The sequence below is a fragment of the Gilvimarinus sp. 2_MG-2023 genome, from assembly GCF_030547685.1.
Taxonomy (GTDB): domain Bacteria; phylum Pseudomonadota; class Gammaproteobacteria; order Pseudomonadales; family Cellvibrionaceae; genus Gilvimarinus.
In genome coordinates this window covers 245674-259269 of the sequence record NZ_JAUOQM010000048.1, presented here as the reverse complement: position 1 = coordinate 259269, position 13596 = coordinate 245674, and the positions used below count along the sequence as shown (strand labels likewise).

Genomic DNA, 13596 nt, shown 5'->3' with positions numbered 1-13596 from the left:
GGTTCTTTGTAGATAGGAGCGAACCCGATGACCCTAGAAGCCCAAAAAGAAACCCGTGGCTTTCAGACAGAAGCCAAGCAGCTTCTGCACCTAATGATCCACTCGCTGTATTCCAACCGCGAAATTTTCCTGCGTGAGCTGGTCTCTAACGCCTCTGATGCGGCCGATAAACTGCGATTTGCGGCCGTAAAAGATGACGCTTTGTACGAGGGTGACTCAGAGCTTCAGGTGCGCGTCAGCGTCGATAAAGACGCAAAGACCATTACCATTAGTGATAATGGCATTGGCATGAACCGCGATGAGGTCATTGAGAACCTGGGTACTATTGCCAAGTCTGGCACTGCGGCCTTTATGGAGCAACTAACCGGCGACGACAAGAAAGACGCCCAACTGATTGGTCAGTTTGGTGTGGGCTTTTACTCCTCTTTTATTGTTGCCGACAAGGTAGTTGTGACAACCCGCAAGGCCGGCAGCGCTGCTGACCAAGGGGTGCGCTGGGAGTGTGATGGCGACGCCGAGTTTGAGATTGAAAATATCGAAAAAGCGGGCCGCGGTACCTCAATTGAGCTGCATGTAAAAGCTGACGCTGAAGAGTTTCTCGATGACTGGCGTCTGCGCACTATCATTAAGAAGTACTCAGACCATATCGCAATTCCGGTGGTTATGCAGAAGCAGCAACCAGTGGGCGAGGACGAAGAAACCCCCGCTGAGCCGGAAGATGAGGTGATCAACACCGCTACCGCCATGTGGACGCGTTCACGCTCTGAGGTGAGTGATGAAGAGTACAAAGAATTTTATAAGCATGTGAGTCACGACTATGCGGACCCATTAACCTGGAGCCACAATCGGGTAGAGGGCAAGTTGGATTATACAAGCTTGCTGTTTATTCCTGCCAAAGCGCCATACGATCTTTATAATCGCGACGGTGCCCGTGGCCTAAAACTCTACGTGCAGCGTACTTTTATTATGGACGATGCCGAGCAGTTTTTACCGTTGTACCTGCGCTTTGTTAAAGGGGTGGTCGACTCTAACGACTTGTCACTCAATGTGTCGCGGGAGATTTTGCAAAAAGATCCGAACATCGACTCCATGCGTACCGCGTTAACGAAGCGTGTGCTGGATATGTTGACCAAACTTGCCAAAAACGACCCTGAGCAGTATCAAACCTTTTGGAATGAATTTGGCGAAGTAATCAAAGAGGGGCCAGCAGAAGATTTTGCCAACCGCGAAAAAATTGCCAAGCTGTTGCGTTTTGCCAGTACCCACACCGAAACCGATGCGCAAGATCAGTCGCTGGACGATTACATTGCCCGCATGAAAGAAGGGCAAGATAAAATCTATTACATAGCGGCGGATAATCACAACACAGCTAAAAACAGCCCACACCTTGAGGTCTTCCGTAAAAAAAGCATTGAAGTATTATTGCTGTCAGACCGTGTGGATGAATGGCTGATGAGCCACCTGATGGAATTTGACGGTAAGTCACTTGCCGACGTAGGTAAAGGTGAGCTGGACTTAGGCGGCATGGATTCTGAGGAAGAGAAGAAAACTCAGGAAGAAGTGGCCGAAAACATGAAGCCCTTAATCGAGCGTGTGCAAAAAGCACTGGGTGAAAAAGTGGCTGAAGTACGCATTACCCATCGCCTGACGGACTCACCCGCGTGCGTGGTTGTGCCGGAAGATGAAATGGGTGCGCAAATGCGCCGCCTGTTAGAGCAAGCCGGTCAAAAAGTGCCTGACTCTAAGCCTATTTTTGAGTTAAACCCCGAGCACCCGCTGGTTAAGAAGCTCGATCAAGAGCAAGACGAAGACCGCTTTGCGGACTTGTCTGATGTGCTGTTCGATCAGTCGAGCTTAGCCGAAGGCGCTCACTTAGCGGACCCGGCAGCCTATGTGAAAAAGCTTAACAAGCTACTGCTTGAGTTGAGCCATTAGTAGGTAGCTACAATAGATAGACCAGTACCATGCGCTTGGGTCTTGAAAGTTAGCTTTTAAGGTTTGAGCATATTGCATAAAAAAGCCCGCGTTAGCGGGCTTTTTTATGGCTCCTCGTAAGTTTGTTTAGTATCCACTGATCTATTCGGTAATACCGTGGATACTGATTGAGCACATAAGCTTGGTCGGCATTTGAATACCCATTAGCTATTCAGGGCATACTGAGCATGCAAGTAGCTTTGCAACAACCTTCGAGAGTTGGTTCAATAGCTAACGCTTTAAGCCCCTACAACTGAGCCGAACGGATACTTATTTTAGAGGGTAAGTGAGCAGGACGCTCACGCAAGTATCGTCAGGGCATGGATGACCTGTCGATACGGCCCACTACAATAGGCTGGAGAGAGGGAACCCGTAGGGCCAGATGTCGGGCTGGCCTTTGTTTTGGTTACTTTGATTTGGCCACGCAAAGAAAAGTAACTCGCCACGCTCGACGACATTAGTTTATAAAGTATCCGCGTATGCGGCAGCCTTCTACAGCCTTTATTGATAGCGTCACATTGTAAAATTAATTTTTCGCTTAAATCGTGCGGCCCCTTATTTCGACATGTAGATAATAAACATGGCTCCACACAGATCTACAAAAGCTCTTTTTTATTGGGTGCGATTTTTGATATAACTCTCATAATCGGGCACGCTGCGATTAAACTCAGTTGAAAACAGCGGTGAGCTGACCATAAAGTCAGCACTGATAATGTTACAGGCGACCGGAATATTCCAAACCGCGGCGATGCGCAGCAGTGCTTTTACATCTGGGTCGTGGGGCATAGGCTCAAACGGGTCCCAAAAGAAAATAAGAAAATCCACTTTACCTTCGGTTATCAATGAGCCCACTTGCTGGTCGCCACCTAAAGGCCCGCTGATTAAACGCTCAATGGTTAGGCCTGTTGCTTCACTGATAACCGATCCGGTTGTGCCGGTGGCATACAGGGTGTGGCTGGCTAAAACCGCTTTGTGCTCCCGGCACCATTTAACAATATCGGGTTTTTTATTGTCGTGTGCGACCAAGGCTATGGATTTATTGGCCGGCAAGGTGATTTCTTTATAATCCATGATGTTACCTATAATTCTGGCAGTAAGATTTAACTGGAAATACGCCCCAATATTTTATCCATCATTCTGGTGGATAAAAACCGCTTTAATGTCCCCATTAAATAAGTTGGGAAGGTGACGTAGTAGCGGGGCTTGGCTCGTTTCGCGTTTAAGGCGTGGGTCAGTCTTTTATAGACCGCCTCTGGGCCCAAAGTGAATTTTGAGGCAGGGCCTTCTTTGGCCAACCGGTGTACAGCGGCGGCGTATTTAAAGCCGTGCCGGCTTTCATTAAAATCAATATTACTCTCTAAAGCTCGCAATGCATTTTTGCGAAAGTCGCTAGTAATAGGTCCGGGTTCAATCAAAGACAGTTGAATGTCGGTGTCGGCCAACTCTAAGCGCATGGTGTCGGCCATGCCTTCCAGGGCAAACTTACTGGCGTTGTAAGCACCGCGAAACGGCATGGCGGCAAAGCCCAGTACCGAGCTGTTATGAATAATACGCCCGCCATTGTTGTTAAGCATTACCTTGATAACGGCATTGGTTAATTCACACCAGCCAAAAAAATTGGTTTCAAATTGTTTGCGCAGGGTTGCGCGGGTTAGATCTTCAGCCGCGCCGGGCTGACCATAGGCGCCGTTGTTAAACAGGGCATCGAGTTTGCCGTCGGTTAACGCTAAGGCTTGCTCCAACCCCTGAAAAATACTGTCAGAGTCGGCCACATCCAGCTGAATGGCTTGCAACCCTTCGGACTTTAGCCGGTCGACATCCTCTGAGTGCCGGCAACTGGCAATTACCTGCCAGCCGTCTTGTTTGAGAGCGTGAGCGCAATAATAACCGATGCCGGTAGAGCAGCCGGTGATTAAAATACTGCGTTGCTGGCTCATGTTTACTCCTTGGTGATCAATAGTCCACAGCTGGCAATACTCGCTGCCGTTGCTGAGCGTGTTAGTGAGAGCAGAGTGTAAAGTGTTTGCTCAGTTCCTGCCATTGCAGGCTGACTTTCAAGTGAATGGAGTTGTTGCTGTAAAGGGGCGCCGGCAGGTCTCAGTGGTGCGATAAAGTGCTGCAACGTACTCATACGTCATTTATTTTCAACAGAAACCGTTATGGGCTCGTGGTCAAAGCTCGCTATTGGGTTATAAATTAGCTGTGATAGCGCAATCATTTTGCTATTATGCTGTCAAAGCGTTGGGCCCTATTCGCTAAAGTCAGCGGCCCGATGCCATAACAATCATAAGGAGAGCCCATGCACCGTATTCAAAAAATCACTCTTTGCAGTGGATTATTTATAGCCTCGTTAGTTGCCTCTTCCATGGCTTTGGCCGGGGAGGGGATTTGTACGGCCCCGGCAGGCAAGGCACCACAAGGATCGCTACAGCCACAACGCCTGAGTGTGGCGGATAACACAGCAGCAGGCTTGTATGAGGGGCCGGTATGGCACAATAACACACTGTACTTTTCGCATTTTTTGTTTTCTGAGGGCTTTCCCTCCAAGGTGCTGGCTTACGATGGTCAGACCTTGTCTGTCGCCATAAAAGACTCAGGCTCTAACGGCTTGGCGATCGACGGGCAGGGCCAGCTTTTGGCCGGGGCACACAAACACAAAGCGGTGGTCCAGCTAGATATCGAATCGGGTAAAGCGACCCCCGTGGCGAGCGAGTATCAGGCCAATGTGTTTAACTCCCCCAATGATTTAACCCTTGCCCGCGATGGCAGCCTGTTTTTTACCGACCCTGACTTTCAGCGCGCAGCCGCCCCCGGCGGTCAGCCCGTCACCGGTGTATATCAGGTTAAAAACGGCGAAGTAACGCTGATTGACGACACCATAGCTAATCCCAATGGTATTGCCCTAAGCCCGGATCAAACCACTTTGTATGTGGCTGGTGGCGGCGAACATGGCTTTGTCCGAGCTTATGATTTGAGCGGCGATTTACCTTATTCGCAGCGTACTTTTGCCTCAGACATTACCGTACCCGATGGTATGGCGGTGGATTGCCTGGGTAATATCTATGTAACCGAGCATACCGCTCAAAGAATGCGGGTGTTTAGCGCCGCCGGAGAACAAATTGCCGATGCCCAGTTTGATGCCAATGTGACCAATGCAGCGTTTGGCGGAGTGCAGGGCACCACACTTTATGTGACCGGTATGGGTGCGCTGTGGGAAATTGAGCTGGATGTAGCGGGAATGCCTTACTGAACCAAGCTGCGAGTGATAAAATGCAGGCTGTTGGTTTGTGTTAGCGGAGTCCCATGTCTGTATTCAACCCTGTAAAAACCCCCTGTGTTGGTATTTGTTCAACAGGCATTGGTGATAGCGTCTGCCGGGGGTGTAAGCGTTTTTCCCATGAAGTGATTCACTGGAACGGTTATACCGAAGCTCAGCGTCAAATTATCGCGCAAAGGCTGGAGGGCTACTTGACTCAGTTGGTGGCTAATCGCTTTACCATCGTCGACGAAGCTCTCCTGTTAACCCAAATCGAGCATCAGCAAATTAACTTTAAACCCGAGCAGTCACCGTATTGCTGGGTTTTCGATTTATTGCGAGCAGGGGCCAGTCAGATTGCGACACTTGCCGATTATGGTTTGCAGCTCAACACGCCTTGGCGCGATCTGCCCCTGCCCACTATACGCGATGATATTGATAAAGATTTTTATGCACTCTCTTGCGCCTACTATGAACGATATATCGCGCCAGGTTTGGCCGCTACCGAGCAATTTTAATGACTGATATTACTCCGATCACCGACTTCCTAAAGTGCGAAACTCCCCAGGGCTGGATTGACAATGCTATTGCCAATCCGGCAATTCTATTGCTGGATCATGCCAACTGCGAAAAAAAGGCGGCATCGACGGCAATACAGCTTATGTATCGCTATGTATCCGATTTCGAGCTGCTCAACAAAATGTCGCGCCTAGCCCGCGAGGAGTTGCGTCACTTTGAGCAGGTGATTGCTATTATGCAGTCACGCGGTATCGCTTATGAGCAAATCAGCGCGGCTCGCTATGCCGCCGAATTGCGTAAGCCTGTGCGTACCCACGAGCCCGCGCGCTTGATTGATACCCTTATTGTGGGAGCCATTATAGAGGCGAGATCCTGCGAGCGATTCGCCAAGCTGGCGCCATTTTTAGACGATGAGCTACAAAAGTTTTATTTGTCTTTATTAAAGTCCGAGGCGCGTCATTTTCAAGACTATTTACAGCTTGCACAAAAAGCCGCAGGAGATGAATCCATTGCAGAACGGGTAGAGCACTTTTTGCTATTGGAGCAAACCTTAGTCATGGGTGAGGATGATGAATTTCGTTTCCACAGTGGCCCGGTAGAGGCACAAGCCTAGCTGGCAGCAAAACATTAAATCACTTTTACTGCTACTGTCTGTAATATCTATCCACAAAAAAGCCGATCAGTTTTTAAAACTGATCGGCTTTTTTGATTGTGAATGCTCTGCTTTTTACTGCAGGACCACCTTGGCGTTGTTAAGCGCTGCGACGGCGAAATAACGGCTGGGGCTGGTTCACGCTGGCCTGGTAATACTCGGTGAAATCATTGAGTGATTTCATGGCTTCGGTTAAATCGATGCTTTCGTCTTCAAACTGAAAAGCGTTAACACCACAGCGGGACAAATAACCCATTTGATCGCGAATAAAAGCGCCGATAGCGCGAAGCTCGCCACCAAAATGAAAGCGCTCGCGCAATAAGCGCGCAGTTGAAAAGGCGCGACCATCCATAAAGCCCGGGAAATTAACCGCCACCAGAGGCAGTGTGCTTGCATCTTCACCGAGATCAAAAGCGCTTTCGTCGCTATCGATCCAAACGCCAATGTCAGAGCGGTGAGTCAGGCTATCTTTCTGTGCTTGCCACACCGATAAAGGCACAATAACGCAACCGGCCGGAATCACAACCGCTTCGGGGCTGTCATCGGGTTTGTCGAGTAAGGTCCATTGGTCTTCCGTGATCGCGCCGTCTTTAACTAGCTTTGGCATAAACTCGCTCCTTAAAAGGGGTGATACCGATACGCTGATAAGTATCGATAAATAGTTCTTCTTCGGTGCGGTTTTCTAAAAAGACATCCACTACCTTTTGTACCACTTGGGGCATGTCGTCAGCGCCAAAAGCCGGACCTAATACTTTGGCCAGCGATGCGTTATTACCGGCGTTGCCTCCCAGCATCACCTGATAAAACTCCTGACCTTTTTTGTCCACACCGAGAATGCCAATATGTCCCACATGGTGGTGACCGCAGGCGTTCATACAGCCCGAGATATTCAGGTCCAGGTCGCCCAGATCATAGACGTAATCGAGATCGCTAAACTGACGCTGAATTGCCTCGGCAATAGGGATGGATTTGGCATTGGCCAGAGAACAAAAATCGCCGCCGGGGCAGCAGATAATATCAGTAAGGGTGCCGATATTCGGTGTTGCAAAGCCCGCAGATCGGGCCGCCTCCCACAAGGCAAACAGATCCGACTTTTTCACATCGGCCAGCACCATGTTTTGTTCATGTGTGGTGCGCACTTCACTAAAGCTATATTGATCGGCCAGGTCGGCGATGACTTCCAATTGACCATCGGTGATATCGCCCGGTGCAATCCCTGTCGGCTTCAGGGACAGGGTAACCGCCGCGTAGCCGGCTACTTTGTGGGGGCGTACATTGCGCTCAAGCCATTTGCTAAAGGCGCGATTGTCGGCCGATTGCTGCTCGAGAGCGGTTTGCACGGCATCGTCATTGAGCGTTTCATAGGCGGGCTCAGTGAAGAAGGCTTTCGCATTGTCGAAATCTTCATCGCGTAGGGTGCTGGGCGACTCTTTAATTTGCTGCCATTCTTGCTCTACCGCTTCGGCAAAAACATCGGCACCCATGGCGCGCACTAATATTTTAATGCGTGCTTTAAATTTGTTATCGCGGCGCCCGTGCAAGTTGTACACCCGCAAAATAGCTTCCAGGTAGTTCAATACTTCCAGGCGAGGCAAAAACTCACGAATAACACTGCCGATAACGGGTGTACGACCCAAGCCGCCACCGACGATTACTTTAAATCCGATCTCGCCATTATTGTCGGTCACCAATTGCAAGCCAATATCGTGAACCTGAATGGCTGCGCGATCTAGCTCAGAACCTGAAATGGCAATTTTGAACTTGCGTGGCAAAAAGGCAAATTCAGGGTGAAAACTTGACCACTGACGAATAATTTCACAGTAAGGGCGTGGGTCGACTACCTCATCGGGGGCAGTGCCTGCAAACTGGTCCGAGGTAATGTTGCGTATACAGTTACCACTGGATTGGGTGCCGTGCATCTCAACCTCAGCCAGCTCCGCCAGAATGTCAGGCACTTGCTCTAGATCTGGCCAGTTGTACTGAATATTTTGACGAGTACTGACGTGACAATAGCCTTTGTCGTAATCTCGCGCTATGCGGGCCAAACGGCGTAGTTGAGTGGTGTTTAACATGCCGTAGGGCACATTAATTCGCAGCATAGGCGCTAGACGCTGTACATACAGGCCGTTTTGTAAGCGCAAGGGCAAAAACTCAGCTTCACTTAAGCTACCGTCAAGGTAGCGACGGGTTTGGTCACGAAACTGAGCCACGCGTTGGCTTAAGATGTCGTGGTCATATTTGTCGTATATATACATAAATCAGTGTACCGTTACTGAAATGACCCCCTATTTGGGGTTCCGCAGGCGCGCAAGGATACAGCAAAATGGCCGTATTCGCGAGAGCTGAAAAACGCGCAACATAGCAGTTAAGCTGCGGATTTTGAACGAATTGTTTTCTATATAAAGCTAAACATTAGTTATATGGGCTCAAAACCTTGCGCAGCAGGATAAGATTCTGTATAAGAAATAACCATTGGAGTGTCACTGCATGGATTGTAGTTAATGGAAATTGTGCCCAAAATGACCTACTCGGCACATAAAAACTCGAAAAATCATATAAATAACTGGGAGAATAAAAACAATGAATGATCAAATTGAAATGCAAGAGCAGGGTGATGGTGTGGCTGATGCAGTTGCGGCACTATGTCTTATTGCTGTTTTTGTAACCGCTTGTATTTTTTGGATCAGCGGTCAGTAATCGGTGTTTTGACTCTCTGCCGGGGCTACAGGCTGCGGCAGAACTTCCCCCATATTTGATATTCCTACCGCATGAAGCCAACTGACTCTGACCTAACCGATAGCGGCCGTTTACAAGCCCATAATAGCCTTATTTACTGGGTAAACCGCTTGGCCAGCTCTATGCGTGAAACCTTTAATGAAGCCCTTGTGGAGCAATCCATTACCTGGCCACAGTGGTTGAGCTTAAATGTGCTCGCCCACGGTGAGGCCGACACACCTGCTCAAATTGCCGACAGTATCGGTATCGATCGTTCTGCGGTGACAAGACTACTGGACCGTTTGGCTGAAAAAGAATTGCTGACACGGGTCCACGATGATGGTGATCGCCGCTGCGTACGCATTGCTCTTACCGCCTTGGGTGAAAGTAAAATGCAGCAAATAGACCAGTTAGCCATGCAGCATCAACAGCGCTTTTTAGCGCAATTGCCGGCCACAGAGGTTCGAGTGTTCAAAACGCACATTCAAAAACTGCTGCGTGAAGGGGGTATTGAATCGAGTCGCCAGTGGCGCAATATCGACTAACCGGCCGTTGCTGGTGGTTGGGGTAAGTCAGTGACTAGCCAGTAAATAATTGACCAGTACCACCAAGCCGCCAATAAAAATACCCATAAATATCACACCTGAGACAATATAAACTTTTAAGTTGCCGCCCGAAAAGTCTCGCTCTCGATTTTTATTGCTCTGTACACCCAGCGCTGCTGCCAGCGTGCTGAGCACTACCTGAGCAAACCCCAGAGGCTTATTCTCTTTAGTGGACGGAGCTTCAGTGTGAGGCTCAACGTGGGCATTTGTGTCATTGCGAGTTTGCATTTCGGGGTTATCCATCAGGTCAGATAGGGTAAACTGTTGCTAAATTCTATCATAGCTTGTGTCATCCGCTCTTGGCTCGGTTGCCGGCATGAAAATCCCATTATTTATAAGATCCGTGCATGAACAATAATACTCCACCTGCGGCCGATCAGTTGACCGTTTTACCCAAATGCCACGATCCGGTGCGCATTTTACGGCGCGATAAAGACTTTTTATTGATCGAAAAGCCTGCTGGGCTGCTTTCAGTCCCCGGTCGCAACCCAGCCAATCATGACTGTGTGGCGTCGCGCCTGCAGCTGGAGTACCCCACGGTCAGTATCGTGCATCGCCTCGATTTTGACACTTCCGGTATTATGGTCGTCGCTCTCAATAAGCCCGCGCACGCCAAAATAGCCCGCCAATTTCAGGAGCGGCAAACCTTCAAACTCTACTACGCGGTAGTAGCGGGGGGCCCGCCAGAGCAGAGCGGCGTTATAAATCTGCCCATTGCCCCCGATGCCGAAAACCGGCCCAAGTGTAAAATTGACCCCGAAGGTAAGCCATCGGTGACTCACTACAAAGTATTAGCGTTTGACGAGGCGCTCAATCGTAGCTTGGTGGCACTCGAACCCAAAACAGGGCGTTCACACCAACTGCGTTTGCATATGGCTCACTTGGGGTGTCCTATACTGGGGTGTGAGTTTTACGCGCCCGAGGCGACGCGAGCGCTAGCCGACCGACTACTATTACACGCCAGTGAGCTGCGCTTTACCCATCCGCATGATGATTCGGAGGTTTCAGGCGTCGCCGAACGGCCATTTTGGCGGAGTATCTAGCAATGCGTCACTCTCTTGGCCGCTTGCGTGTGTGGCTCTATTTTCAGCTGGAACCAAAAGCCTGGGGTTATGGCTTATCGCCATTTAACTGGGTGATATGCGCACTGATTGCCCTGTCTTCTACCTTGGCGATACTGGAAACTGAGCCTGGGGTGCGCGAGGGCCGCGAGGCTTTAATTCATGGCCTCGAGCTTGTGTTCAGCAGTGTCTTTCTCGTGGAGTATATCGTTCGGGTTTGGTGCTGCGTGGAAAATCGCCACTATCGTCACCCGTTTAAAGGCCGCTTGGCGTACCTACTGTCGCCCGCGGCCGTACTCGACTTATTGGCGGTTTTGCCTTTGCTGCTAGGGGTGGTCGGCCCCCAGACTTTACTCCTGCGTTTTGTTCGTTTGTTACGTATTGTGCGCCTTGCCAAGTTTGGGCGCTTTTCACGGGCGGTTCACCGAATTAATGTGGCGGTGCGCTCGCGCGGCTACGAGCTCTCCATCAGTATGATTATTGCACTGAGTTTTATGGTGTTTGCCTCAATTCTGCTCTATTTTGTGGAGGGTGATGTTCAACCCGAGGCATTTGGCAGCATTCCACGAGCGCTCTGGTGGTCGGTGATTACGTTTACCACCGTGGGTTACGGCGATGTTTACCCAATAACGCATTTGGGCAAGGTGCTGGCCGGGCTGACTGCTATTGCGGGCATCGCACTGGTGGCAATGCCTACCGGTATATTGGCGTCGGCTTTTAGCGACGCCATGCAGCGCGGTCGATTTGAAGAAGATGAGATTAAAAAGAAGAATTAAACTCTGGCTGGGTGGCCCTTGAGCGCCCGTGGAGTAAATAAATGTTTTGACGGATCCACAGTATTTTCAATATGGCGCGAATTCGAGTAAAATACCTGAGTAATTTGATCAAGTATCTAGGTAAGTAGAATAGTTATGGTTGCAGTTGATATCACACCTTCCGCCCAGCAGTACCTGAAAGAGCTCCTGCAAAAGCAGGAAAACAATGACGGTATGGGCATCCGTATGTTCGTCGCTAACCCAGGCACAGCCAAGGCTGAAACCTGTATCGCTTATTGTCGTCCGGGGGAAGAAAAAGAAGGCGATGTCAGCATGGAGCTAGAAGGTTTTAATGCGCTGTTTGAAGAGCGCAGCCTGCCTTTTTTGAAAGATGCGAAAGTAGACTATTCAGCCGATAAAATGGGTGGTCAGCTTACTATCCGCGCCCCCAACTCCAAAATGCCACAGGTTACTGATGACAGTCCTCTCGAAGATCGGATTAGTTATATTCTGTACAACGAGGTAAACCCGGGGCTAGCAGCACATGGCGGAGAAGTAAGCCTGGTGGAAATAACCGATGATGGCTACGCTATTTTACGCTTTGGCGGCGGTTGTCAGGGGTGTAGTGCAGTGGATATGACCCTCAAAAATGGGGTGGAAGTCGCCCTAATGGATAAACTGCCAGAGTTAAAAGGCATACGCGATATAACCGACCACACTGATCGCACCCAAGCTTATTATTAATGGCTAACGTATCGCCATAACGACCGGCATTAAAAAAGGGGCGCTAAATGCGCCCCTTTTTTAATGCCTGCGAGTCTTAACTCGCAATAAGTCGTTTACGACTTATTGCGTTGAGCCAGTGCCGGCTTGATCTTGTCTCGCATAGAGCGCAAGGCTTTTTCGGTGGCTTCCCAGTCAATACAAGCATCCGTTACCGAAACACCGTATTCCAATTGGCTTAAGTCATCTGGAATCTTTTGGTTGCCGGCGCCTATATTACTCTCAACCATCAGGCCGATAATGGACTTATTGCCATCCACAATTTGGTTGGCCACATTGTCCATAACCAATGGCTGTAGGTTGTGATCTTTGTTGGAGTTGGCGTGGCTACAGTCAACCATAACGTTGGGCACAACTTTAGCTGAGTTCAGCTCGTCTTCGCACATGGCAACACTAACAGAGTCGTAATTGGGCTTACCATTGCCGCCGCGCAATACCACATGCCCGTAACCATTGCCTTGGGTGTGAATAATAGAAACCTGACCGTCGGCGTTAATACCGAGGAAGCGGTGCGGCTTAGATACCGATTGCAAGGCGTTAATGGCCACGGTTAGGCTGCCGTCGGTGCCATTTTTGAAGCCGACCGCAGAAGACAGGCCGCTGGCCATTTCGCGGTGAGTTTGCGACTCAGTGGTACGCGCACCAATGGCAGACCAGCTGATTAGGTCTTGCAGGTACTGAGGTGAAATTGGGTCCAGCGCTTCGGTAGCCGTCGGCAGACCAAGCTCGGCGATGTCGAGTAAGAGCTTACGACCAATATGCAAGCCTTCTTGAATTTTGAAGGAATCGTTCAAGTAAGGGTCGTTGATCAAACCTTTCCAGCCTACCGTAGTGCGAGGCTTTTCAAAGTAAACACGCATTACGATGTAAATCGTGTCGCTAACCTCTTCGGCAATTTTCTTCAGCCGGGCGGCGTAGTCTTTGGCGGCTTCGACATCGTGGATAGAGCAGGGGCCTATAACCACAAATATTCTGTCGTCTTTGCGCTCCAGAATATTGCGAATCGTCTGGCGACCTTCGGTGATTACTTTACGAGCCGCGTCGGATAAGGGCAGCTCGCGCTTTAATTCTGCGGGAGAAATCAACAACTCTTGAGAGACTACGTTGACGTCATCAACGGCATTTTCTGTAACTTCGTGTGACATTCGCTTTCCAGTTATCGCTATGTTAACCACCCATAATGGGTTCATGGGGCTATTCTACTGAAATTTAACGGTGTTTTGTGGATGTTTTTAGCAATTGTCGCTATTTGTTTTGGCTATATTCGCCAAATTGG

Annotated in this window: 14 protein-coding genes; 8 read left to right on the top strand and 6 right to left on the bottom strand. The window is 49.6% G+C overall.

Features of this window, described 5'->3' with window-relative positions; all coding sequences use genetic code 11:
* The first annotated feature begins 27 nt into the window (after window positions 1–27).
* Window positions 28–1935 (top strand): molecular chaperone HtpG, encoded by a 1908-nt coding sequence (gene htpG / locus Q4526_RS12915; protein ID WP_215977495.1) that lies wholly within the window; start codon window positions 28–30, stop codon window positions 1933–1935.
* 651 nt (window positions 1936–2586) lie between these two features.
* On the opposite strand, the gene Q4526_RS12910 is transcribed toward htpG, so the two are convergent.
* Together Q4526_RS12910 and Q4526_RS12905 are read right to left on the bottom strand one after the other, a co-directional pair.
* Window positions 2587–3045: a methylglyoxal synthase gene (locus tag Q4526_RS12910; protein WP_215977494.1), complete on the bottom strand. Its 459-nt coding sequence runs from the start codon at window positions 3043–3045 to the stop codon at window positions 2587–2589.
* Between the two features lie 29 nt (window positions 3046–3074).
* The gene (locus Q4526_RS12905; protein ID WP_215977493.1) at window positions 3075–3911 is read right to left on the bottom strand and encodes an SDR family oxidoreductase; all 837 of its coding nucleotides are present in this window, start codon (window positions 3909–3911) and stop codon (window positions 3075–3077) included.
* Window positions 3912–4273: 362 nt separating this feature from the next.
* Here Q4526_RS12905 and Q4526_RS12900 point away from each other — a divergent pair, with 362 nt between their 5' ends.
* The 3 genes from Q4526_RS12900 to Q4526_RS12890 are packed head-to-tail and all read left to right on the top strand — an operon-like array spanning window position 4274 to window position 6362.
* The gene (locus Q4526_RS12900) at window positions 4274–5224 is read left to right on the top strand and encodes an SMP-30/gluconolactonase/LRE family protein (protein ID WP_215977492.1); all 951 of its coding nucleotides are present in this window, start codon (window positions 4274–4276) and stop codon (window positions 5222–5224) included.
* 53 nt (window positions 5225–5277) lie between these two features.
* Window positions 5278–5748 carry a DUF1289 domain-containing protein gene (locus Q4526_RS12895; RefSeq protein WP_215977491.1) on the top strand — a complete coding sequence of 157 codons (471 nt, stop codon included), beginning with the start codon at window positions 5278–5280 and terminating at the stop codon, window positions 5746–5748.
* The gene (locus Q4526_RS12890) at window positions 5748–6362 is read left to right on the top strand and encodes a tRNA-(ms[2]io[6]A)-hydroxylase (RefSeq protein WP_215977490.1); all 615 of its coding nucleotides are present in this window, start codon (window positions 5748–5750) and stop codon (window positions 6360–6362) included. The genes Q4526_RS12895 and Q4526_RS12890 overlap by 1 nt, the downstream gene beginning before the upstream one ends.
* Window positions 6363–6501: 139 nt before the next feature.
* Here the strand turns inward: Q4526_RS12890 and Q4526_RS12885 are convergent, their stop codons facing one another.
* The gene (locus Q4526_RS12885) at window positions 6502–7008 is read right to left on the bottom strand and encodes a DUF934 domain-containing protein (RefSeq protein ID WP_215977489.1); all 507 of its coding nucleotides are present in this window, start codon (window positions 7006–7008) and stop codon (window positions 6502–6504) included.
* The gene (locus Q4526_RS12880; protein ID WP_215977488.1) at window positions 6992–8656 is read right to left on the bottom strand and encodes a nitrite/sulfite reductase; all 1665 of its coding nucleotides are present in this window, start codon (window positions 8654–8656) and stop codon (window positions 6992–6994) included. The genes Q4526_RS12885 and Q4526_RS12880 overlap by 17 nt, the downstream gene beginning before the upstream one ends.
* Before the next feature lie 513 nt (window positions 8657–9169).
* Between Q4526_RS12880 and Q4526_RS12875 the strand changes: the two genes are divergently transcribed.
* The gene (locus tag Q4526_RS12875; protein ID WP_215977487.1) at window positions 9170–9661 is read left to right on the top strand and encodes a MarR family winged helix-turn-helix transcriptional regulator; all 492 of its coding nucleotides are present in this window, start codon (window positions 9170–9172) and stop codon (window positions 9659–9661) included.
* Window positions 9662–9688: 27 nt separating this feature from the next.
* On the opposite strand, the gene Q4526_RS12870 is transcribed toward Q4526_RS12875, so the two are convergent.
* The gene (locus tag Q4526_RS12870) at window positions 9689–9949 is read right to left on the bottom strand and encodes a DUF2970 domain-containing protein (RefSeq protein WP_215977775.1); all 261 of its coding nucleotides are present in this window, start codon (window positions 9947–9949) and stop codon (window positions 9689–9691) included.
* A 119-nt stretch (window positions 9950–10068) separates the two neighbouring features.
* Between Q4526_RS12870 and Q4526_RS12865 the strand changes: the two genes are divergently transcribed.
* The 3 genes from Q4526_RS12865 (at window position 10069) to nfuA (ending at window position 12281) form a co-directional block, all read left to right on the top strand.
* Window positions 10069–10764, top strand: coding sequence for an RluA family pseudouridine synthase (locus tag Q4526_RS12865; RefSeq protein WP_215977486.1), 696 nt, complete (start codon window positions 10069–10071; stop codon window positions 10762–10764).
* Window positions 10765–10766: 2 nt separating this feature from the next.
* On the top strand, window positions 10767–11558 hold the full coding sequence (locus tag Q4526_RS12860) for a potassium channel family protein (RefSeq protein ID WP_215977485.1): 792 nt from the start codon (window positions 10767–10769) through the stop codon (window positions 11556–11558).
* A 135-nt stretch (window positions 11559–11693) separates the two neighbouring features.
* A complete protein-coding gene (gene nfuA / locus Q4526_RS12855) occupies window positions 11694–12281 on the top strand; it encodes a Fe-S biogenesis protein NfuA (RefSeq protein WP_215977484.1) in 588 nt (195 codons plus the stop codon).
* Between the two features lie 95 nt (window positions 12282–12376).
* Here nfuA and Q4526_RS12850 read toward each other — a convergent pair whose 3' ends face one another.
* Entirely contained in the window at window positions 12377–13465 is a 1089-nt protein-coding gene (locus tag Q4526_RS12850) for a 3-deoxy-7-phosphoheptulonate synthase (protein ID WP_215977483.1), read from the bottom strand.
* Window positions 13466–13596 lie beyond the last annotated feature (131 nt).

Coding starts and splice junctions, on each gene's coding strand:
- htpG (WP_215977495.1), top strand. CDS start 28: ATGACCCTAGAAGCCCAAAAAGAAACCCGTGGCTTTCAGACAGAAGCC.
- Q4526_RS12910 (WP_215977494.1), bottom strand. CDS start 3,045: ATGGATTATAAAGAAATCACCTTGCCGGCCAATAAATCCATAGCCTTG.
- Q4526_RS12905 (WP_215977493.1), bottom strand. CDS start 3,911: ATGAGCCAGCAACGCAGTATTTTAATCACCGGCTGCTCTACCGGCATC.
- Q4526_RS12900 (WP_215977492.1), top strand. CDS start 4,274: ATGCACCGTATTCAAAAAATCACTCTTTGCAGTGGATTATTTATAGCC.
- Q4526_RS12895 (WP_215977491.1), top strand. CDS start 5,278: ATGTCTGTATTCAACCCTGTAAAAACCCCCTGTGTTGGTATTTGTTCA.
- Q4526_RS12890 (WP_215977490.1), top strand. CDS start 5,748: ATGACTGATATTACTCCGATCACCGACTTCCTAAAGTGCGAAACTCCC.
- Q4526_RS12885 (WP_215977489.1), bottom strand. CDS start 7,008: ATGCCAAAGCTAGTTAAAGACGGCGCGATCACGGAAGACCAATGGACC.
- Q4526_RS12880 (WP_215977488.1), bottom strand. CDS start 8,656: ATGTATATATACGACAAATATGACCACGACATCTTAAGCCAACGCGTG.
- Q4526_RS12875 (WP_215977487.1), top strand. CDS start 9,170: ATGAAGCCAACTGACTCTGACCTAACCGATAGCGGCCGTTTACAAGCC.
- Q4526_RS12870 (WP_215977775.1), bottom strand. CDS start 9,949: ATGCAAACTCGCAATGACACAAATGCCCACGTTGAGCCTCACACTGAA.
- Q4526_RS12865 (WP_215977486.1), top strand. CDS start 10,069: ATGAACAATAATACTCCACCTGCGGCCGATCAGTTGACCGTTTTACCC.
- Q4526_RS12860 (WP_215977485.1), top strand. CDS start 10,767: ATGCGTCACTCTCTTGGCCGCTTGCGTGTGTGGCTCTATTTTCAGCTG.
- nfuA (WP_215977484.1), top strand. CDS start 11,694: ATGGTTGCAGTTGATATCACACCTTCCGCCCAGCAGTACCTGAAAGAG.
- Q4526_RS12850 (WP_215977483.1), bottom strand. CDS start 13,465: ATGTCACACGAAGTTACAGAAAATGCCGTTGATGACGTCAACGTAGTC.